General features: G+C 52.8%; 19 protein-coding genes. 2 read left to right on the plus strand and 17 right to left on the minus strand.

Features of this window, described 5'->3' with window-relative positions; all coding sequences use genetic code 11:
* Both BQ7382_RS00160 and BQ7382_RS00165 read right to left on the minus strand, forming a co-directional pair.
* The gene (locus BQ7382_RS00160) at nucleotides 1–504 is read right to left on the minus strand and encodes a 5' nucleotidase, NT5C type (RefSeq protein WP_077389567.1); all 504 of its coding nucleotides are present in this window, start codon (nucleotides 502–504) and stop codon (nucleotides 1–3) included.
* 345 nt (nucleotides 505–849) lie between these two features.
* The gene (locus tag BQ7382_RS00165) at nucleotides 850–1,410 is read right to left on the minus strand and encodes a hypothetical protein (protein WP_077389570.1); all 561 of its coding nucleotides are present in this window, start codon (nucleotides 1,408–1,410) and stop codon (nucleotides 850–852) included.
* 177 nt (nucleotides 1,411–1,587) lie between these two features.
* On the opposite strand from BQ7382_RS00165, the gene BQ7382_RS00170 reads away from it, so the two are divergent.
* Together BQ7382_RS00170 and BQ7382_RS00175 are read left to right on the plus strand one after the other, a co-directional pair.
* On the plus strand, nucleotides 1,588–2,658 hold the full coding sequence (locus BQ7382_RS00170; RefSeq protein ID WP_077389574.1) for an IS30 family transposase: 1,071 nt from the start codon (nucleotides 1,588–1,590) through the stop codon (nucleotides 2,656–2,658).
* Nucleotides 2,659–2,812: 154 nt separating this feature from the next.
* The gene (locus BQ7382_RS00175) at nucleotides 2,813–3,907 is read left to right on the plus strand and encodes a ribonuclease H-like domain-containing protein (protein ID WP_159437170.1); all 1,095 of its coding nucleotides are present in this window, start codon (nucleotides 2,813–2,815) and stop codon (nucleotides 3,905–3,907) included.
* Between the two features lie 2 nt (nucleotides 3,908–3,909).
* Here BQ7382_RS00175 and BQ7382_RS00180 read toward each other — a convergent pair whose 3' ends face one another.
* From BQ7382_RS00180 to BQ7382_RS00255, 15 genes are all read right to left on the minus strand, one after another.
* A complete protein-coding gene (locus BQ7382_RS00180; RefSeq protein ID WP_077389580.1) occupies nucleotides 3,910–5,814 on the minus strand; it encodes an aminopeptidase P family N-terminal domain-containing protein in 1,905 nt (634 codons plus the stop codon).
* A gap of 20 nt (nucleotides 5,815–5,834) precedes the next feature.
* Nucleotides 5,835–7,187, minus strand: coding sequence for a DNA-methyltransferase (locus tag BQ7382_RS00185; protein WP_077389583.1), 1,353 nt, complete (start codon nucleotides 7,185–7,187; stop codon nucleotides 5,835–5,837).
* Nucleotides 7,184–8,080: an Hsp33 family molecular chaperone HslO gene (gene hslO, locus BQ7382_RS00190; RefSeq protein ID WP_077389586.1), complete on the minus strand. Its 897-nt coding sequence runs from the start codon at nucleotides 8,078–8,080 to the stop codon at nucleotides 7,184–7,186. Before hslO ends, BQ7382_RS00185 begins: the two co-directional genes overlap by 4 nt.
* A gap of 161 nt (nucleotides 8,081–8,241) precedes the next feature.
* Nucleotides 8,242–8,664 (minus strand): hypothetical protein, encoded by a 423-nt coding sequence (locus BQ7382_RS00195; protein ID WP_077389589.1) that lies wholly within the window; start codon nucleotides 8,662–8,664, stop codon nucleotides 8,242–8,244.
* A 136-nt stretch (nucleotides 8,665–8,800) separates the two neighbouring features.
* Nucleotides 8,801–10,078 carry a serine hydroxymethyltransferase gene (locus BQ7382_RS00200; RefSeq protein ID WP_077389592.1) on the minus strand — a complete coding sequence of 426 codons (1,278 nt, stop codon included), beginning with the start codon at nucleotides 10,076–10,078 and terminating at the stop codon, nucleotides 8,801–8,803.
* A 164-nt stretch (nucleotides 10,079–10,242) separates the two neighbouring features.
* Nucleotides 10,243–12,927: a valine--tRNA ligase gene (locus BQ7382_RS00205; RefSeq protein WP_077389595.1), complete on the minus strand. Its 2,685-nt coding sequence runs from the start codon at nucleotides 12,925–12,927 to the stop codon at nucleotides 10,243–10,245.
* Between the two features lie 103 nt (nucleotides 12,928–13,030).
* Nucleotides 13,031–13,708, minus strand: a complete 678-nt coding sequence (locus BQ7382_RS00210; protein WP_077389598.1) for a GTP pyrophosphokinase — start codon at nucleotides 13,706–13,708, stop codon at nucleotides 13,031–13,033.
* 30 nt (nucleotides 13,709–13,738) lie between these two features.
* On the minus strand, nucleotides 13,739–14,614 hold the full coding sequence (locus BQ7382_RS00215) for a bifunctional 5,10-methylenetetrahydrofolate dehydrogenase/5,10-methenyltetrahydrofolate cyclohydrolase (protein ID WP_077389601.1): 876 nt from the start codon (nucleotides 14,612–14,614) through the stop codon (nucleotides 13,739–13,741).
* 174 nt (nucleotides 14,615–14,788) lie between these two features.
* On the minus strand, nucleotides 14,789–15,469 hold the full coding sequence (locus BQ7382_RS00220) for a ribonuclease H1 domain-containing protein (RefSeq protein WP_077389604.1): 681 nt from the start codon (nucleotides 15,467–15,469) through the stop codon (nucleotides 14,789–14,791).
* 15 nt (nucleotides 15,470–15,484) lie between these two features.
* Nucleotides 15,485–16,168, minus strand: coding sequence for a ribonuclease HII (locus tag BQ7382_RS00225; protein WP_077389607.1), 684 nt, complete (start codon nucleotides 16,166–16,168; stop codon nucleotides 15,485–15,487).
* 2 nt (nucleotides 16,169–16,170) lie between these two features.
* On the minus strand, nucleotides 16,171–17,013 hold the full coding sequence (gene ylqF / locus BQ7382_RS00230) for a ribosome biogenesis GTPase YlqF (RefSeq protein ID WP_077389610.1): 843 nt from the start codon (nucleotides 17,011–17,013) through the stop codon (nucleotides 16,171–16,173).
* Between the two features lie 854 nt (nucleotides 17,014–17,867).
* Nucleotides 17,868–18,218 (minus strand): 50S ribosomal protein L19, encoded by a 351-nt coding sequence (gene rplS / locus BQ7382_RS00240; protein WP_077389616.1) that lies wholly within the window; start codon nucleotides 18,216–18,218, stop codon nucleotides 17,868–17,870.
* 230 nt (nucleotides 18,219–18,448) lie between these two features.
* Nucleotides 18,449–19,327: a tyrosine-type recombinase/integrase gene (locus BQ7382_RS00245; protein ID WP_077389619.1), complete on the minus strand. Its 879-nt coding sequence runs from the start codon at nucleotides 19,325–19,327 to the stop codon at nucleotides 18,449–18,451.
* Nucleotides 19,328–19,864, minus strand: a complete 537-nt coding sequence (locus tag BQ7382_RS00250) for an NUDIX hydrolase (protein ID WP_077389623.1) — start codon at nucleotides 19,862–19,864, stop codon at nucleotides 19,328–19,330.
* A 387-nt stretch (nucleotides 19,865–20,251) separates the two neighbouring features.
* On the minus strand, nucleotides 20,252–20,677 hold the full coding sequence (locus BQ7382_RS00255) for a hypothetical protein (protein WP_077389626.1): 426 nt from the start codon (nucleotides 20,675–20,677) through the stop codon (nucleotides 20,252–20,254).
* Between the last annotated feature and the right edge of the window lie 39 nt (nucleotides 20,678–20,716).

The raw sequence follows: 20,716 nt of genomic DNA on the forward strand, positions 1-20,716 counted from the left end.
CTATCCTTCTATCTCAGCTAGTCTTTTCAGCGTTTCCTCCGGCGAAACGTACAGTATGCCCGTGCCGCCACACGCCTCCCATTCTCTGATATTCTTTTCCAGGTCGTCGATGAGTACGCATCCCGGGCCGGTGACGAAGTTCTTCTTTTCCTCGCGGAGAACGATGTTCACAGGGATGTCCTGCGAAAGCTTCCTGCGGACCCAGCTCGTCTTGTCCTCCCCTGCACCCTCGATGCCCCTGTGGGGTTTCGGCACTCCGGTGAGTATCTGGCACCTGCCGGGATACCTGCTGAATATCTCCCGGAACATCTCTTCTGCACCGGGCATGAATTCGAGCCGGTCGTAAAAGTGGTTGCAATCCCTGATGGCCTCCCACATCCTGTCATCTTCCGCTTTGCTCCCGGGGCACTGTTCGGGCGGAACGATACCGCAGAGCTCACTGACTCCCCTTTTGAAGTCCGCCAGAACACTGTCCATATCGAAATATATTTTGCTTATCTCCATATTGCAGATTTCCTTTCTGTCTTAGCGACTATTGGAGAACGCGTTCACCACAATATACCATGGCGCTTTAAAACTCCTCAACTGAAAGCGGATCGAAAAGCTTGATTTAAGAAGTTGCCGCGATTTGTGACCCTGCTTCAACCGCGGCGAAAAAAGCTTTTCCCGGAGACGTTCAATATATAGCTGATCCGTGTCGAACCTTGGACCATTACACTCAACTGACAACCAGAAAGCAACCGACAACGTCTTACTCTGAACATCTGCATGAGCATTTTTGTTATCGAATCGTCTCCGGGGGGGGGATTGGAGGAAATAAATTATGGAATATTCATCTTACAGGCCGCTCTACAGGTCCACTTCGAACTCCACAGAGTTGTTCAGCTTGTCCAGAGCCATCTGGGCCTTTGACAGGAGTTCACGGGTATGGGAGTAATCGGCGGACGCCTTCTCGATGTCGAAGTTTGCGTACCGGTAATCCACTATGTTCGACCTTATGCTGCACTCTCTCTCCTTAGGAATCATCATCGCGAGGGTTTCCAGCCTGCTCAGCCGCCGGGAGAGCTGCGGGATGTATATCAGCATCTCGTCAATGGTCATTCCGAACTCTGGCACGACGGTATTCATGTTGAAGTCGAATATGGCGTGCTTCAGAGTCCTCACCTTACCCTCTATTTCCTCCAGCTCGGACTGGACCGCCTCGTAATCATACGCAGGCCTGACGGTCTCCGGGTCCTCGCCCATGACCGCGAGAAAGCTGCTCTCCTTTTTTTCCATATTCACTATTTTGGAATGCTCATCGTTGAGATTGCGGAGCATCTTGTTGGCCTTTGCCGAAGTCATCTTCATTTCAGGCACCGTTTCCTTTCCTGTTCTCATCTTGTTTACACCTGTATGATACTCATCCATATGTACCAGATCCGGGACACAAAGGCCATTTTAGAGAGATTTTTTGAAATTTTCACGGAATTTTTCTTGGGTTAATTGTAATATGAAGTTGAACACTAAAACTAAATAAAAGAAGATCCACAGGACCTATCTTTGGTAGAATTAAGTCACCACACAAAATCACCAAAGGAGATCACCATGGATCGTGACAATTCTACCACACCTGAAAGAGAAAGAGGACAGCATCTCGGATTCGAAGACAGATGCAGCATCAAGACCTGCAAGAAGTTGGGGATGTCTCTACGCAAAACTGCCGAAGTTGTAAACTGTTCTGCATCCACTGTACTCAATGAGTTGCGCCGCGGTACAGGAAAGCGCAAAGGCAATCGTGGGAGGTTCCCTGAGTATTCAGCTAAAAGGGGGCAGGCAAATTATGAAACTAACCGGACCCGCTGTCACAAGCCGCACAAACTAGAAGAAGAAAATCCTTTTATCGATTGGATGGTCAAGCAGGTGCGAGAAAAGCACTGGTCATTGGATTGCTGTGTAGGGTACGCCAGACGTAAGAAGCTGTTTCCAAGCGAGTATATCGTCTGCACAAAGACGCTATACCGTGAGCTGTGGGCCGGTAATCTGCCTCTCTCACCATTCGACTTGCCTGAAGTTCTCTCCCGCAAGTCGAAGAAGGCCCATACTCGCAAGAACAAGAAGGTCCTCGGCAAGAGCATAGATGATCGTCCAGAGGAAGCATCCATGCGCATCGTGTGCGGTCATTGGGAAATAGACACAGTAGTGGGCAAACGAGCTGGCAAGGAATCAGTGGTTCTCACTCTGGTTGAAAAAGTCACTGATTTCTATCTGGCTATAAAGATTCCCGGCAAAGACTCTGACTCGGTAATGGCTGCAATGGAGACCCTTAGAGAAGAATATGGTGACACACATTTTTCAGAGATCTTCAAGACCATCACCGCAGATAACGGACCTGAATTTGAAAGGCTCTCTGAACTAAAGGATTGGGGTGTAGGCGTCTACTTTGCTCATCCGTACTCATCCTGGGAAAGAGGTCAGAACGAGCGACACAACCGTCTCTTTCGCAGATACATTCCGAAAGGAGTGTCCATCGACAAATATTCTGCAGATCAAATACTGAGTTTTGCCGATGAGATGAACGCTTTGCCGCGAAAACGTCTTGGATACTTTACACCAGAAGAGCTCTTCGACGAATTTCTCGATCAAGTGTATTCAGTTGTCAAAGTTCAAAGTGCTTAATTTTACGCTAGTGTTCAAGTTGGAATTGCAATTTATAGGAATTTTTCTTGCGGAGTTTTTTCGTTTGTGCTTTTTTCCGGGTTACTGTATCATACCAATACAGATTCTGCTCATATCCGCTTGCAGATACTCATGGATGTACAAGGAAAAAACAATGAAGAAATTCACCAGAAAATATAAATACATCTCCCAGCCGGGAACCGTTTCCAGCCGCTGGTTCGGCGACCTGACGCCCTGCGTCTACGACATAGAGACCACGGGGCTTTCCAAGGAGACGAACAAGATCATACTTACCGCAATGCTGATTCCTTCAGATGACGGAGTGGAGATCACCCAGTTTCTGGCGGAAGACCCGTTCGAGGAATCCAGAGTACTCGAGGCCACGATCCAGCACCTCATGTCCATGGATGTGGACTATCTGATCACGTACAATGGCGCAAGCTTTGACATTCCATTCCCCCAGACGAGGCTGGACCGGACCCGCCTGCCCTGGTCGATCTCCTACTATGACCTGGATCTCTACAGGTTTCTCCGGAATTACTCCGTCCTGCCATCTGAAGTCGATTCGCTGTCTCAGAAAAGCGTGGAGTCATTCTTCGGCATCGGCGGGGACCGTAAGGACGTCATCACAGGGCTTGAAAGCGTCCGCCTGTATCAGGACTACACGAGGGACGGCAGTCCGATCAAGGAAAAGATCATACTCACCCACAACAGAGAGGACGTCCTGCAGCTGTACAGGCTCACGGAGATCATGATGGCGGAGGACTTTTATTCCGTCCTGAGAGATCCGCTGGACTTTGAAAAGGCTCTTGGAGAATTTGGTCTGCCGGCGGCCAGCGGTCTCCTCAGCGTAAAGCCACAGCCTAAAAAAAATGTGCTCCGCATCGTAGGGCGACAGCACGGCGGCAGGCTGATAAACAACGACGAAGAGGGGCTTTTCAGCGGTGTCAGGTTCCCTGTCAACACTCAGGACATCAAGGGGGAGTTCAGGAAAAAAACGGCGGATTTTACTGCGGAGATCCCGCTCATGAGCAAAGGGAGCTCTTCATTTGTGGATCTGTCTCTGCTGCAGGCCTCAGATGAAGACATGGAAATGTTCTCCGGTCTTTCCGGATACGTGAACGGATACCTCCTGCTGACCGAGAACGGGACAGAAAAAAACAGGGAGATAAACTCCCTGTCCGTATGGGCTTCCGAGAAGCTCCGCCGCGACCTGTTCACAGTACAGGATAAGCAGGAGCTTCGTTGACGTCACTTCTTTTTCTTTCTCAGGTCGGCCATCTTCCTCATCAGCGGATCCATGAAACGGTGGTAGAACCACTCTGCTTCATCATCTCCGATGAGCTCGCTCACCATCTGACAGCCGTCCAGGTTGTATTTCAGCAGCTTTTCCATCTCATCGACCGTCATCATCCTGAGGTCCAGTAACTCGGGATCTACCGGAACGTCCGTGAGACAGTTGACCTCGAGAAAGTCACCTGGCATTTTCTTCGGTTCCCTGAGCCAGAATACGTTTTCCACCCTGACAGCCGTATCCTCGTCGATGAACCGCGGTCCGGCGTAGACCACAGCGTTCCTGCGAAGATCGTTTCCAGAGCTTCCTGCGGAATACTGAAGGTATGAAGGCCCGGCATCCACCCCGGTGCAGTCTCCTATCCCCTGACCGGTAGGCCCGGAATAATCGAGGCCCCATTGCCAGAGGCTGGCCCTGATGAGCGCATCGAACTGTGTGTCCTTCAATCCCACCGGTATCTTCATGTCCTGTATCTCGAGCAGCGCCTTAACGGCTGCAGTGTGCGCGGCAACTGCAAAGGAGTCTGGCTTTCCGGTAAGGAAAGTCCTGGCCACGGTGGATGTCCCCCTCTCGTAATCCGTTCCGAAGCGAAGCATGATGGTGTTCTTTCTCCTGATGATCTCGGTCGGCTCTCCTTCGCAGACCATGCCTTCCTCTTCCCTGAATTCTCGTAGCTTTCTGAGGATGTTCTCATCGGTGAGCTCGGTTTTATCGGCATTGTAGAACCAGTACGTCATCTCGGCCATCACTTTTCCATCCCTGCTGCACGCAAGTGCAGAGCCAGTGACGTCGTATATGTCCTTCATTCCCCTGAAAGTCGCCACGAATCTGCTGGTGGTGGCTACCGTATTGCCCTTCACGGTGAGAAATGACATCGCCATGGCCGTGCTGCAGGCATTGCGGTCCAGGATCACGTCCTTGTTCTCAAGATCCTCCAGGAACTGATAGAACTCACCATAGTCTCTTATGGTAACGCCACGGTGGGTGAACCACCTCTTGTCCTGATTCGTCATGCTGCCGTCGTATACGAAAAGATATGCTTCATCCTGTGTCAGATAAGCATATGCCAGCGGCATGGTCCTGAAGTCGCCGCCATCCCCTCTGATGTCGAACATCCAGGCGATGTCCTCAAGATCCATCACAGGCATCCCGGCATCCGGATCTATCTGGCGCATACCAGTGCGGACATCGGCCAGCCTGTCCGTTATGATCTCCGGGGTCATGGAAACGTCTTCATAGGCTATCCTTGGCTCCTCTCCGTTGAATATCCTCAGCCTTCCCGGCTCCAGGATCTTTCTATCCTTCCATATTTCTCCCACCAGATCCATTGCCGGGTCTATTTCAACGACGCCAAGTTCGTATGCAGGTCCGATCTCATCCAGCAGGTCATCCATGAAATCGAAGGAAAAACAACGGCCATCCAGCCCTATGACCTGATGTCCATCGGTCAGATCGTCACCCTCCCCGTTGCCATCTGGAATTACAGACCCTGAGATGGATATCTCCCCTCTCATCACCGATTCCATGGTTGCCTGAGAAGCAGCGCGGAAGAAATCCATTATATCGGATATATCATCGGACTCATCTCCCACGATGTGAATGACAATATCAGTCCCTTTCATTGATCTGGCTGCTTCCTCTGCGTGTTCCTGGTTAGTCCAGAAATGGGCATTATTCTGGGTGACTATGAGGATGCAGTCCCTTATCCCGCATCCCGTCAGGTATTCCACCTGGCGGAAATATCCCGGCGGATACTGCGTGAGATGGTGATCCATGTTGGATACCATGTATACAGACACTTTTCTCTCACTCATCTTCTCTCTGAGTGCGTTCAGCCTCATCTCTGTGCTCGTGACCGACACTTCTGTCTCCTCCTGAATGCTTAGGCTTTTACTTCATAGAAATATTCTCTTCCGAAAACGTCCACCGCTATAAATGCGATATTCCCCCTCGAAATGAAACGGATATTGCTCAGGTCCCCGGTCACCGTCATCTCCGGGCCGAACGATCCGTCGTACCACGGATCCACCATGATGTAGTCGATGAGGATCTCCGGGGCGTTCTTTATTACCTGTTCAACGAAACCCCTGTCCTTGAGCGGCACGTGGCCCTCGTCGAGGTGGGGAGTGAAAGCGCCGAGGCCGAACCGGAAAAAGCTCTTTCCATTCTCAAGCTGTTCCCGCCCCAGCTCTTCCATGACCAGGCTCCCCTGGATCCTCTCACCTTCGTCGATCCCCAGTTCCTTCATATAGGTGTAAGAGCCGCTGATCCCGCTGATACGCTTCTTGGCCATGGCAACGGCGATCTCCTCGCGGTCGCAGCCGATCCACGTCCTCCCCATGGACTGGGCCGCCTCAAGAAAGGATCCCGAGCCGCAGAAGAAGTCTGCCACCAGATCCCCCTCCCTGCTGGATGCCTCCAGTATTCGCCTCATGAGCTCCAGCGGCTTCTGTGTGGCGTATCCGGTCCTCTCGCCTGATGTCCTTCCGACCATGTCGATCGACCACACATCCTTCATGTTCACCAGCGTGTACCATCCCCTGCTGTCCTGGAACTCCTTCACCCCCTTGAATCTGTAAGGCTTGAAGTCCCTGTTGTAGGACTTTTCCTCCGGCACCATGAAATAGTAGTCCTTCGTCTTGCTGTACATCAGGATGGTGTCGTGCTTCCGCGAAAAATGCTTTTTTGAACTCCCCCCTGATTTGTACTTCCATATTATCTCGTTCAGGAAGTTTCCATATCCGAAAAGCTCGTCCATTATCACCTTCACGTAATGCGCCGAATGCCAGTCCAGGTGGATATATATGGTCCCGTCATCAGACAGCAGCATCTTCATCAGGTACAGACGGCATGTCATGTTCCTGATATAGAATTCCAGACTCCTCTCGAAGGTGTCGTCATAGGCCAGATGCCTTACCTTATGGTTCTTCCCCTCTTTATCCCGGAGCTCCACAGTAGCGTCGTACTTCGCCTTCGTGAAGAAGGGAGGATCCACGTATATCAGCTTGATCTTACCCTCATATCCTCTGTCGACGAGCCAGAGCATGTAATCCAGATTGTCACCAAGTGTTATGGTGGAAAGATCTTTGCCGTCGTAGTCGAAAATGTGCTCTTCGGATCTGTAAAAAGTTCGGAGTCCCTCGTCACCCTCTTCGCTCCTCATCTCCGAAAGGCGTTCCTCCGCCAGCACGATCCCCTGTTCGAAGCCGTGGTATAGCTGTCTCAGCTCGTTCATCTGGCATCCTCCCTGCGGGTGCTCACCTTGAGGATCTCCTTCAGCTCATCTGGAGTGAAATTATACGCCTTGTTACAGAAGTGGCACTTCACCTCTATATCCTTTCCATCGTCTATCATCTCCTGGATATCCTTCGGATCGATGGTGATCAGTGCCCTCTCGACTCTCTCCTTAGAGCAGTTGCAGTGGAATCTCACCTCTTTCCTGTCGGTGATCACCATGTCCAGGTCTCCCAGGATCTCCTTAAGTATATCCTCCGGAGTCATACCTCTGTCAAACATAGAAGTCACGGAATCGATACCGGATAATCTCTTTTCGATACTGGATATCACCTCTTCGGAGGCATCGGGCATAATCTGAATGATGAAGCCTCCTGCGTCCTTGACGTGCTGGTCGGTGTCTATCATGACCCCCAGCCCCACTGCCGACGGAGTCTGCTCTGATACAGTAAAGTAATAGGCAAGGTCGTCACCTATTTCTCCCGTCTGGAGCTCCACCTGCCCGCTGTATGGTTCCTTGAGTCCAAGGTCCATGCTGACCGTCAGAGTCCCCGCTCCGATGGCGGCTCCCACATCCAGTTTTCCCGGTCTCTTTCTCGGTATGTCGACAAAGGGCTGCATCGGGTATCCCTTTACGTTTCCGTGACTGTCTGCTGTGACCGTCAGGCCCTGGGCAGGTCCGTCACCCCTCACCCGAAGGGTCACGATGTCGTCATCTCCCTTCATCATGGCTCCCATCATTGCACCTGCAGAAAGGAGCCTGCCGAGTCCTGCAGTGATCACCGGAAGAGTCGTATGGGCCTTCCGCGCGTATTCGACGGTGTCGGTGGTCCTGACCGCAAAAGCCCTTACCATCTCGTCGGCCGCAGTTGCCCGGATAAGATAATCACTCATTTTTTCTTTTCCTTTCGATACGATACTATTCGATCCCAGTCTCCTGCGGCAGATACCGTCATGCGCGGTACTGCTGTCCCGGGATATCCTGAAAAAACAGGCCCCGGAGATCCCGGAGCCTGTTTAGCCTTATTGATTTGGTGAAGTCAGCCCTGATAAGATCAGTTGAGGATCTGGCAGCCGTCAAAGTCCACGCCGATCATCTCTTCAAGTTCTGCACTTATGCTGACAACGAAGTCTATTCCGTAGTCCTTGGAAATATCCTTGATCTTGTTGATGAAGCTCGGCAGTACCTCCAGCGAGAAGTCTGCGTGCTTCATCACACCATCCAGGAAGATCGTGTCGATGTCGTTGTCGGAGCTGATGATACCGAAGATGAATCCGATGTACTCATCCTCGTTCGTTATGTGCACGAAATCCTCCATGCATACGACCCTGATCCTGTAGTCAAGGTCATATATCAGCCGTGAGTTCTTGTTGATGAAGATGGTGCTTCCCTTTCCCTCTTCTGCACAGCTGTTGGCGAGCTGGATCATAGTCTTGGTCTTTCCGCTCCCCTTGTGTCCTACCAGTAATTTAACCATGGCGGCTTCCTCCTTATCTTGCTTCTTGTGGGAATTATACAACAGATGATCGGGTCGTTCAACGCTATTTCATCTGCAGAGGCCCCCGCATTACCTGCATCCGGCTGCGGGACCCTTCTGCAAGTTAAGGCTTTAATTACTTGTTTTCAGCTGCTTCTGCTGCCTTCTCGGCATCCAGTTCCTTTACGACCTCGTCGATCCTGTGTGCCACTTTGATGAAGTCCTCTTCCTTGTATCCTCTTGTTGTCATAGGAGCGGTTCCGATCCTCACGCCGCTGGTCTGGAATGGAGAACGCTTTTCGTTAGGGACACAGTTTTTGTTCAGTGTGATGCCGACCTCGTCCAGTCTGTTCTGGAGATCCTTTCCGCTGAACAGGTGATCGGACAAATCCAGGAGGAACAGGTGGTTGTCAGTTCCGCCGGTCACCACCTTGTATCCCATCTTCAGGAACTCGTCGCAGAATGCCTTGCAGTTCACGACCACCTGGTGTGCATACTCCTTGAACTCAGGCTTCAGGGCCTCCTCTGCGCAGACTGCCTTTCCGGCGATGATGTGCTCCAGAGGGCCGCCCTGTGCGTATGGGAATACCGCACTGTCCACTGCCTTTGCGTACTCAGGTCTGCAGAAGATCAGTCCGCCTCTAGGTCCTCTCAGGGTCTTGTGAGTTGTTGTGGTGATGATGTCTGCGTACTCAAACGGGGAAACGTGCTCTCCTCCGGCTACCAGTCCGGCGATGTGAGCCATGTCCACCATGAAGAGAGCTCCCACGCTGTGGGCGATCTCTGCAAACCTAGGGAAGTCGATGGTCCTGGAGTATGCGCTGGCACCTGTGAGGATCAGCTTAGGATGGAGTTCTTTTGCCTTCTTCTCAACGTCATCCATGTCGATGTATCCGTCATCTGTTACGGAGTAGAAATGAACATCGTAGAGTGTGCCGCTGAAGTTGACGGAAGATCCGTGTGTCAGGTGACCGCCGTTGTCCAGGCTCAGGGACAGGATAGTGTCTCCAGGGTTGAGCACGGCCTTGTATGCTGCAAAGTTAGCCTGAGATCCGCTGTGAGGCTGCACGTTCACGTGATAGTCAGTGTGGAACACCTCTCTCCACTTGTCGCAGCAGTACTCTTCCAGCTCGTCCACATATCTCGTGCCGCCGTAGTATCTGCCCTTGTTTCCGGAGTGTCTGGTCACTGGCTTCCCAGGATATCCCTCTGCGTATTTCCAGGAAAGACAGCTGCCGCATGCAGCCAGAACAGCCTCTGAACAGTAGTTCTCGGAAGCGATGAGCTCCACGTTGTTCTTCTGCCTGTTGTACTCCTTCTCCACGAGATCAGCTACAGTTGGAGAGACTTTGCGGATCTCCGCGATGTCTGTCTGGTTGTATGTGCTGCTGTCGTTGCCGTACTTGTCAAACATGTTGTTAACCCCATCCTTTCAGTTAAAAAAGAATTTCCTATACCTTCTTCCCAGGCATAATTTAATTCATTATATTGTATATATATTACAGCCGAAAAGACTTTTCATCAACTCGTTGACCCCATCTTCCCGGCCACAATATCATCTTCGCGGTCAGCACCGGACTATTTTCCGGCCTGTGCCCTCATGGTCTCCAGTCTCTTCGTGACTGTGTCCAGCATGTCTCTGTACTTGTCGCCCTTGTCTTTCTCTTCCTGTACTACGGCCTCAGGCGCCTTGCTCACGAATCCCTTGTTTGCCAGCTTCTTCTCAACTCTGGCGACCTCTGATTCGAGCCTCTCCTGCTCCTTCTCGAGCCTCTTGATCTCCTCGTCGAAGTCCACGAGATCCTGGAGAGGGATGAGTATTTCGGCGTCCTTTACGGCCGCGGTCATCACGTCGTCCGCGGCGGTCTCCTCAACAGGGATGACCTTGATGCTGCTGATGTTAGCCATGTTCTTGATATATCCCTGGATCTCCGGTATGACATCTGCGAGTGCGCTCGTCCTGATCTCCATGGAGAGCTTCCTGCTAGGAGCGGCATCGGCCTCAACGCGGATCGTCCTGACCGCCTTGATGATCTCCATGGCGGTCTCGATCTTCGAAACGGCGTCATCGTAGTTCATGTCCGGATCGTACTCAGGCCAGCTGGACCTGATGAGCAGGCTGTGCGGATTGTCCTTCGTCGCCGGCTCCTTTGGCAGGTATCCGTAGATCTCCTCCGTGATGAAAGGCATGAACGGGTGGAGCAGTTTCAGCAGATCCTTCAGGACCGCCTGGAGAACGAACCGCGCGGTCTTCTTGTCCTCCTCGTCGTTTCCGTACAGTCTGCTCTTGACCAGCTCGATGTACCAGTCGCAGTACTCGTCCCAGATGAGGTCGTACACCTTCTGGGCGGCCAGCCCCAGCTCGAACTTGTCGAGGGACTCCGTGATGTCCTTAGCGGCCTCGTTCACCCTGACGAGCATCCACTTGTCCTCGTCCCTGAGGACGGCCGTATCCCAGTCCGCCATAGGCAGGAACTGGTCGTCCTCGCCCAGGAGGTTCATGATGGTGAACCTGGATGCGTTCCACAGCTTGTTGGCGAAGTTTCTGGAGTTCTCCAGCCTGCCCGGGATGAATCTCATGTCGTTGCCCGGGGTGTTGCCCGTGCACAGCATGAACCTGAGGGCGTCGGCTCCCACCTGGTCGATTATCTCCAGAGGATCGATGCCGTTGCCCAGGGATTTGCTCATCTTACGGCCCTGCTCGTCCCTTACCAGGCCGTGGAGGAACACGTACTCGAACGGCGCCTCTCCGGTCACTTCAAGAGCGGAGAAGGCCATCCTGATGACCCAGAAAAAGAGTATGTCGTATCCCGTCACCATCACGGACGTCGGGTAGAAATAGTCCAGTTCAGGCGTCTTGTCAGGCCAGCCGAGCGTGCTGAAAGGCCAGAGCGCCGAGCTGAACCAGGTGTCCAGTACGTCCTCGTCCTGGGTCAGGTGGGTGCACCCGCACTTAGGACACTTCTCCGGCTGCGTCGCCGAAACCACGATCTCGCCGCACTCGTCGCAGTACCATGCAGGGATCCTGTGTCCCCACCACAGCTGCCTAGAGATGCACCAGTCGTGTATATCGTAGAGCCAGTTCAGGTATATCTTCTCGAAACGAGGCGGGATGTGCTTGATATCCCCCTTCTTCGCAGCCTCGATGGCAGGCTCTGCCAGCTCCTTCATCTTAACAAACCACTGGTTGGAGATCATAGGCTCGATGACCGTGTGGCATCTGTAGCACTCTCCGACAGGGATCACCTTGTCCTCGGTCTTCACCAGGTAGCCGGCTTCTTCCAGGTCCTTCACCCAGGCCTTTCTGCACTCGTAGCGGTCCATTCCGGCGTATTTTCCGGCCAGCTCGTTCATGGTGGCATCGTCGTTGATGCAGCTCATCACCTCGAGATCATGTCTCTGTCCGACCTCGAAGTCGTTAGGGTCGTGGGCAGGAGTGATCTTTACGGCGCCCGTTCCCTTCTCCGGATCAGGATACTCGTCCCCGATCACCGGGATCTCACGGCCGACCAGAGGCAGGATCACCTTTTTCCCGATGAGATCCGTATATCTCTTATCGTCAGGTCTCACGGCTATCGCCACGTCTCCGAACATTGTCTCAGGACGGGAGGTAGCCACTACGATGCCCTCTCCCCCGTCAGCGGCCGGATACCTGAAGTACCAGTACTTTCCGTTTTTGTCCTCGTGCTCCACCTCTGCGTCGGACAGGGTCGTCTTGCAGGACGGGCACCAGTTGATCAGCCTGTTTCCTTTGTAGATCAGGCCCTTGTTGTAAAGCCTGATGAAGAACTCGTTGACCGCCTTGTTGCAGCCCTCATCCATGGTGAAACGCTCTCTGCGCCAGTCGCAGGAGTCACCGAGCTTGCGGCACTGCTTCGTGATGCGTCCGCCGTATTCTTTTTTCCAGTCCCAGGCGTACTTCAGGAACTCCTCTCTCGTGAACTCCCTCTTGTCCTTGCCCGTTTCTTCCTTCAGCTTGTTGGCCACCTTGACCTCTGTGGCGATGCTGGCGTGGTCGCTGCCAGGTACCCACAGGGCGCTGTAGCCTTCCATCCTCTTGTACCGGATGAGAATATCCTGCAGAGTCTGGTCGAGGGCATGTCCCATGTGGAGCTGGCCGGTGATGTTTGGCGGGGGCATAACGATGGTGAAAGGTTTCTTGTCTTTGTCTATTTCCGCGTTGAACGCCCCGGTATCCTCCCACATCTCGTAGATGCGGTCCTCGAAGGATTTGGGATCATAAGTTTTGCTCAGATTCTTCATTCGATTTCCTCTCCAGTAAAAAAATATTTTTTGCAGAGCCACAGGCCCTGTACCTCACGTTTTCGCTCCGGCGCCATCCTGCGGCCGGCGTCTTCTTCTTTTCCTAGAAGACCTGATGGCGTATCCTCTCCATCTGGATGTCCACGTCCGCAAGGGTCTGCGCACACTCCTGCAGCTGATCCTTCACGTCCGCACTGAGAGCGCCCCTGTTCTTGTACTTCAGGTCGTGCTCCAGTGTCGCCCAGGTATCCATGGCTATGGTCCTGAACTGTATCTCCACAGGAACCATCTTTTTTCCGTCTACCAGAAAAACAGGTATCTCCACCACCACGTGGAGACTCCTGTAGCCGCTCGGCTTAGGGTTCTTGCAGTAGTCCTTCACCTTGATGGTGCGCACGTCCTCCTGCGCCCTGAGGAGGTCTGCGATGGTATAGATGTCCTCTCTGTAATTGCATACCACCCGGATGCCGGCGATGTCGTACACCTGCTCCCTCACCTTAGGGATGTTGTGAAGTGGATCCTCGATGCCGTACCTGCCGGCCTTTTCCATGAGGCTGTCAAATGTCTTGAGACGCCCCTGGATGTGGTGCACCGGCACGTAGGAATTCATCATCTTGAAGTTGTTGCTCAGGATCTCCAGCTTTGCCGTGATCTCCTTGAGGGCCGCATTGTAGGTCAGCTCTATGTCGTCCAGCTCTCGGGCGAATGCCTCGCTGTGCACCAGCTCATCCGGCAGCTCCGCCAGTACCCTTTCTTCCTTGATATATGATGATATACCCATGTTATTCAAATCTCTTTTCTATAAATTTTTTTACCGCTCCTCAGTCTGCTGCTTTGCAGCGATCACGAGATGTCTCAGGAGCAGTGCCGTGGTGATGGATCCCACGCCTCCTGGTACAGGAGTGTACTTAAGGTCTGTAAGTTCCGGATGATCTTCCAGTGACTGGGAATCGAAATCTCCGGCCAGCTTGCCGTCTCTCCCCGTTCCGGTGCCCACGTCGATGATCACCTGTCCGTTTCGGAAGAGGCTGCAGTCGTAGCCCTGGATGACGCCAGTTGCAAGCACCACGATGTCCGCCTCCTTGAGGATGGCCTTCAGGTCCTCCTCTCTGGTCCTGGTGTGGCACATGGTGATGGTGGCGTTCGCGTTGAGCATCATGAGCATGAGAGGCTTTCCCACCCTCAGGCTCCTGCCCACGATGGCCACTCTCGCCCCCTTTACAGGGATATCGTGGAACTTCAGCATCTCCATGCACGCCTCTGCGGTGCATGCGAAAAAGCCTTCTTTCTTGTTCTGGAACAGATCGGCATAGGACTTGTCAGTGATGGCGTCGATGTCCTTGGCCGGATCCAGAAGGGCGACCAGCCTGTCGGAATCCAGGTACTTCGGAAAAGGCATGAGCATGAGGATGCCGTGTATACTCGCATCGTGATTCAGCTCCTCGAGAGCCTTCTCCACATCTTCCTGTGATGTGCCATCAGGCAGCACCACCGTGCGGCACTCGATACCCGCTTTTCCGGTCTGCTTGACCACCGAGCTCTCGTAGTACTTCTGACCTGCGTCCTCTCCGACTCTCAATGTGGCCAGACCCGGCACCATTCCGGAATCTTTCAGATCCTTAACGATCTTAGCGACCTCTTCGTTGATCTGGTCTCTGACCGGCTTTCCGCTCAATATCTCGTGCATGGCTGTTTACCTCTCCACATGGTACACATCCCGAGCTCCCGGGCCCCCGGGACAGGGATCACAATAAAAACCGTCATACATTATAGCATAGGTTCTGGTACCAAACATGTAGAATTCCACAGAAAAGCAGGTGCGGAAATTATAAAATAACAAAAATGCACTGCCGCACAAAACTCACTTGATGCCGAGGGCCTCTCCCGCCAGCTGATCCGCCATCTCGTTGTATTTCACGCCCGAGTGGGCCGGGACCTTGACGAAGCGTATGTCCAGGTCGTTCCCCGCCTTCTGCACGAACTCCTTGTACCACCTGGTCATGTCCAGGTTGGTCTTCCACTCTCCACGGCCCCACATGCCTACTCCGGCGTAGTCATGGCAGATCGTTAGAGCTCTATATCCCTGGTCTCTGCACCAGTCGATGGCCGTGACGGCGCCCATGATCTCCCCAGCCACGTTCCGCATGCTGCTCTCGGGCCCGGACGGGAACGCCCTGCTGAAGGTGTGCTCTCCTTCCTTCGTGATGATCACGCCCCCACATGCATACCTGTGGGTCTTCTTGTCGTAGCTCCCGTCCACATAGGCCAGGGCTTCCCCATCCTCAAGGTCATGCGGTCCGGCCTCTCCTGGAAAAGGTCCCTTCGTCTGTCCCTGCCCTGCGGCTCTGCCCGCGGTGTTCTTCTTCACTCCTGATGATCCTGCGGCATCTCCGCCGCTCATGAAGGCCTCCGCCTCTTCTTCAGTGGCAAAGCCCTTGAACTCGGCTCCCGGAAAACCTGTGACCTGCTTCTTGCAGTTGTTCCAGTCATAATAAAGTCCGGGCTTTCTCCCCACCCGGACGGCGTATACTTTCTTTCCCATGCTTTCTCCTTGAAGTCACATGTGCTTTTCTCTGAAGTTCTTCAGAAAAGATCTCCTATGCACCGGTGTCATCCCCTGTCTGCGAAGTCCCTCGTAGTGGGCGGCGGTGCCGTATCCCTTGTTGGAGGCGAATCCGTATCCGGGGTACTCACTGTCCAGTTCCTCCATGCGTTCGTCCCTCGCCACCTTGGCAAGTATGGAGGCGGCGGCGATGGAATAGCAGCGGCTGTCCCCCTTGACTATGGATTCCTGGGGGATGGAAAGGCCGTCCAGGTGGACGGCGTCGATGAGGAGATACTGGATGGGAGGAAGCTTTTTCTCCGCCAGCATCCCGTTGGCTGCCTTGATCGCCCGGCCCATTGCCAACTTGGTGGCATTAAGGATGTTGATCTGGTCTATCTCCTGGGGGGATGCCCAACCCAGGCCCCAGGCCAGGGCGCCGGCCCTGATCAGCTCGCTGAAATGCCGGCGCTTTTTTTCAGATAGTTTTTTCGAGTCGTTGATCCCGGGTATCTGGAATTCGGGAGGCAGCACGACGGCCCCCGCGGTGACCGGGCCGGCAAGGGGGCCGCGGCCTGCTTCGTCCATGCCAGCCAGGCAGAGCAGGCCGGAGGAGGAGCGCAGCTCCTCCTCGTGCTGCCTCATGTCGTGCATAAGCTGGATCTCACGCTGTTCTCTTTCCGCTTTCGTCATCCCCATTGTTATTCTGCTCTTTCCAGTGTTATTCTTCCGATCTTTCCGGACCTGAATTCATCCAGTACTGTTCTGCCCGTGCGCTCATAATCTATGCGTTTTCCCGGGAAAATGAATCCCCTCTTCAGCGCGATGGCGTCCATGTTCTCCAGTGGTGTCTCCGCCAGGCTTTCCAGCTTGTAGCGCTCCATGAGGAGCTCCGGATACCTGTCCTGCAGCACACCAATGAGCTCCAGCGCAAGATCCGGCACGTCCATGATCTCATCTTTGATACTGCCGCAGAAAGCCAGGTTCAGGCCGACCTCCGGATCCTCGAATTTCGGCCACAGGATACCAGGCGTATCCAGCAGCTGCATGCCGTTCTGAAGCGCCACCCACTGCTTTCCCCTGGTGACTCCGGGCCTGTCACCTGTCCTTGTGCTCTTTTTCCCCGTCATCCTGTTGATGAGAGATGACTTTCCCACGTTCGGCACGCCTACCACCATCATCCTGAGAGGACGCTGGTTGGACTTCTCCTTGTCTCTCTTTTTCTGGTACTGGTCGAGAACGCGATTGAGCTGCTTCAGGTTCTCTCCGGAACGGGTATTCATGGAAAGCGCAGTGTAGCCGTATGACGTGAATTCTCTGCACCATTTTTCGGTCTCCCTCGGGTCTGCGAGATCCGCCTTTCCCAGTACGGCTACCCTGTCCTTCGAGCCTATCAGCTCGTGGACGATCGGGTTCCGGCTGGAGACCGGTATCCGGCTGTCGACGATTTCGATGACCAGATCCACAAGTTTGAGATTTGCGCTGATCATCTCCCGGGTCTTCTTCATGTGTCCCGGGTACCAGTTGATATTCTGAATGGACATCTCACTCCCATCCTTTCCATCGTTCTTTTTTATTATAATATCATGTTTTCGCCGATCCCTGAAACGGGAATGCTTCACGGACCACAGAGCGGCACTCCAGTACCTGAGTTGGAGATCCCGAAGCTGCGCTGATGGCATGTGGTGCAGGACTGAATCATGCAGCGATTTTTCCTTCAGATGCAAAAAAGGGGATGTTTCTCATTGACATATTTTTTGATCCAGGTCTCACAATGCTCGAACAGTGGGTATTTCAGGGTTTTGTTGTGACTGTTGTGTATTTATGCAGCTAGCTGCATAGAAGCATCCACAATTTCGGAGGAAATTTTGGATACCGCTTTTGTGAGATGAGGATTTTCCAGGGGAAACGTCAATTTTTCGGCGTTTCCCCTGGAAAATCCTCCGCTCGAAAACCTGAAAAAAAAGAACAAAACAATACAGTCTTAAATCTGGCGGCTTTAAACTACAAGATGGTCACAGAGATCAGATACAAGAGTCTCAGAAATATGACAATGAGACTAAATACCTTGCTGCGGTGAGACCGGGATCCACTTGAAGGCAGAATTAATATACTTTTTTTATTCATCATCTCGTCGGCACCTCTGATCACTGGAAAAAGTTCCAGGGGAAACGCCGAAAAGGGGCATCTGATATGGAATTAAATTCTTGCATAAATATCCAGAGCTAATTTGAATAACTGTACCGGTGCTATATAAGGAAAAAGGAGGTTTCGCATTTGAACAAAATGTTACGGCTTATAGGCTCAGCCTTGTATGGGCACCTTCCCCTAAATGAGAGCACAGAAAAAGAGGTGCCTCACTTCTCAGTACGACACCTCCATAAATTTCAGCTCAATGTTACTGAACGCTCTTTGCAGGCTTGATCCTAGCTGCCTTACCTGTTCTCTCTCTCATGTAGTTGAGCTTAGCCCTTCTGACTCTGCCCTTCTTCACGAGCTCGATCTTTGCGACCTTTGGAGAGTGGATCGGGAATGTCTTCTCAACTCCGATGCCCTGACAAAGCTTCCTGACTGTGAATGTCTCGGAAATTCCGCCGCCCTGCTTCTTCAGTACGTATCCCTCGAAGATCTGGATCCTCTCTCTCTGACCCTCGACGATCTTTACGTGGACTCTTACTGTATCTCCAACATTGAACTCAGGCACATCCTGCTTCTTGTAGTCCTTTGTGATAGAATCGATGATATTCATTGTTATTCCTCCTTTCCCTCGTAGACGCTCGTAGCTCCCGTTCTTCGGCAGCAGCCGCCTTCAAGGAAAGGGCTGCAGTGGCCAGAGGACCGCCCGTAATAACTCAGATATGATAACACATCACATCATCCGATTCAATAGCTTAAGGACACAAAATCTTATTTTTTTCAGTTCATCCGAACTATTCAAGCCATGCAGTATAGTCTGGTACTGGTGCATCTCCACACAGGTCACGCCCTCGGGTGCGTCTTCTTGTACACGTCTCTTATCCGCACCTTCATCACCGACAGATAGGCTATCCCCACGGACATGTCCTCGAATCCCATGAGTTCCTGGAGAGACTTCAGATCCGCCCCGTTCTGAAGCATATGGACCGCAAAGGTGTCCCTCAGAATCTGAGGCGTCATCTTGTCCTCGATGCCGATCTGACGGCCGTACTCCTTCAGGATCTTCCATATTCCCTGTCTTGTGAGCGGCCTTCCGCGGAAGTTTATGAAAACATAATCTCCGTCGGTGCGCAAATCTCCCTTTATTGCGTTGTACGCCTTGTCGATGTACTCCACCAGGGCCTTGTGGGCGTAACTTCCTATCGGAACGATACGTCCCTCGCCCTTGCCATCCTTGCAGGTGGTGATGTTCATCCTGAGGTTCACGTCTTCGAACTTCAGCCTGACCACTTCAGTCACCCTTGCTCCCGTACCGTACATGTATTCCAGCAGAGCCCTGTCTCTCAGACCCTTTGGCGTGTCATCAGGAGCCTCCAGGAGGGCGTTCACCTCCTCGATGGTGAGGTACTCGATATCGCGCTTGTCGTTTCTTGTGGACTTGATGTCGGAAAAAGGGTTGACGTCTATCTCCCCCTCGCCCATCTCGTAGTCGTAAAACGCACGGATGGAGGAGATCTTTCTGTTTATGGTAGCTCTGGACTTGTTGTCGTTGGATAGCGCATAAACGTAGGCGATGGCATCGCTGTCCTTGCAGTCGAGCAGGTCTTTTCCGCCTCTGGTCTTCAGGAACTTTTCAAAGGCTCCGATGTCCCGCATATAGGCGATGACAGTGTTATCCGCCTTGTGGCATTCATTGATAAGATAAGCCTTGAAACCTTCCATCTAAATTTCTCCTGCCTGCCTGGCGAAAAGCAGCCCCACGACAGTCTTGGAATCTGTCAGCTCGCCGCTCATCACCTTTTCCAGGGCCTCGTCCACGGGTATCTCCACGAGATCGATATCTTCCGTCTTGTCCAGATCCGTCTCGCCGGGAGTCAGATCCCTGCAGAGATAAATGTAAAGCAGCTCCGTGGTATATCCCACGCTTGTGTGGATAGCGGTGAGGAACTTTATCGAGCCCGGAGTATATCCCGTCTCCTCTCTGAACTCCCGCAGAGCGGTAGTCTCCGGATCCTCCCCAGGATCTCTTTTTCCCGCAGGCAGCTCCAGTATGGTCTTTTCCAGCGCCTTCCTGAACTGGCGGACCATGACGATGTTTCCGTCATCCTTTATTCCCACTATGACAGAGCCCCCGACGTGTTCCACTATATCCCTGTATGCGACCTGATCGTTGACTGCAGTGACCTTGTATTTTCTAACATTAAAAACAGCGCCTTCATAAACCAGCTTGCTGTCTATGGTCTTCTCCTCAAATGCCATGAGCTCCACCGTCAGACCAGGACCCGCCGGGGATTCTGATCTAAAAAACGTTACAATAAACTATTATCCAATCTGTTATATTTTAGCACTGTTTTAAAGGGTTTTGAAGTATTATCGTAAACTTATGTTGGTGCTTATAATGTTGCTCATATGACTTTTGACTTTGCCTGGCACACTCTCACGGTCCTCAGGAAATTCTCAGGATATTTCAAAAAAAAGGAGAGGGGAGGGTCTGCCTCAGCCCCCTCCCGTGCGTCCCATTCTTAAACGATGAAAGTTATGCGATTGCGAGTTGCAGAAAGAGCAAGCCGGCCTCTCCTCCTGTCCCTCGCCTGAATGGTACCACGGTCGTTTTTCCCCTGCAGTACCATTTCATCTGCAACACGATCATACGAGCTCCAGTTCCTCCGCCAGCCTGTAGATAAATCTCTGCTTCCACCTCTTCCACGTATTCTCATGGGCATGATCCCTGAATCCCCCGCCCCTTCTCATCGTAGACTCCAGAACACCCTGCCGGTACTCCCCGGGCACAGAGCAGAGAGCGCAGGCGACGGCATCCAGCCTTGCCGCCGCAGAGACCACCTGACCGGGAGCCTCCTCCGCGCCCCGGTCCTCAGCCAGATATTCGATGCACAGGTCCCTGGCCCTCTCTATGTCTCTCACCGTCCAGATGCACTGGTGGTACACGGCATCAGGAAGCCTGTACCCCTCGAGCTTGATCTGATATTCCTTCATCGCTGCACCTCCGCACATCGCCGCTGCCATCTGATCCGCCGCCTTTTCTCGAAGTCCGCCGTCTCCGCTCCGCACCATCTCGGCCGCTCACGTATCCCGACGGCTGCACGCAGAAAA

The sequence above is a fragment of the Mobilibacterium timonense genome (assembly GCF_900155555.1).
GTDB lineage: Bacteria > Bacillota > Clostridia > Peptostreptococcales > Anaerovoracaceae > Allobaileyella > Allobaileyella timonense.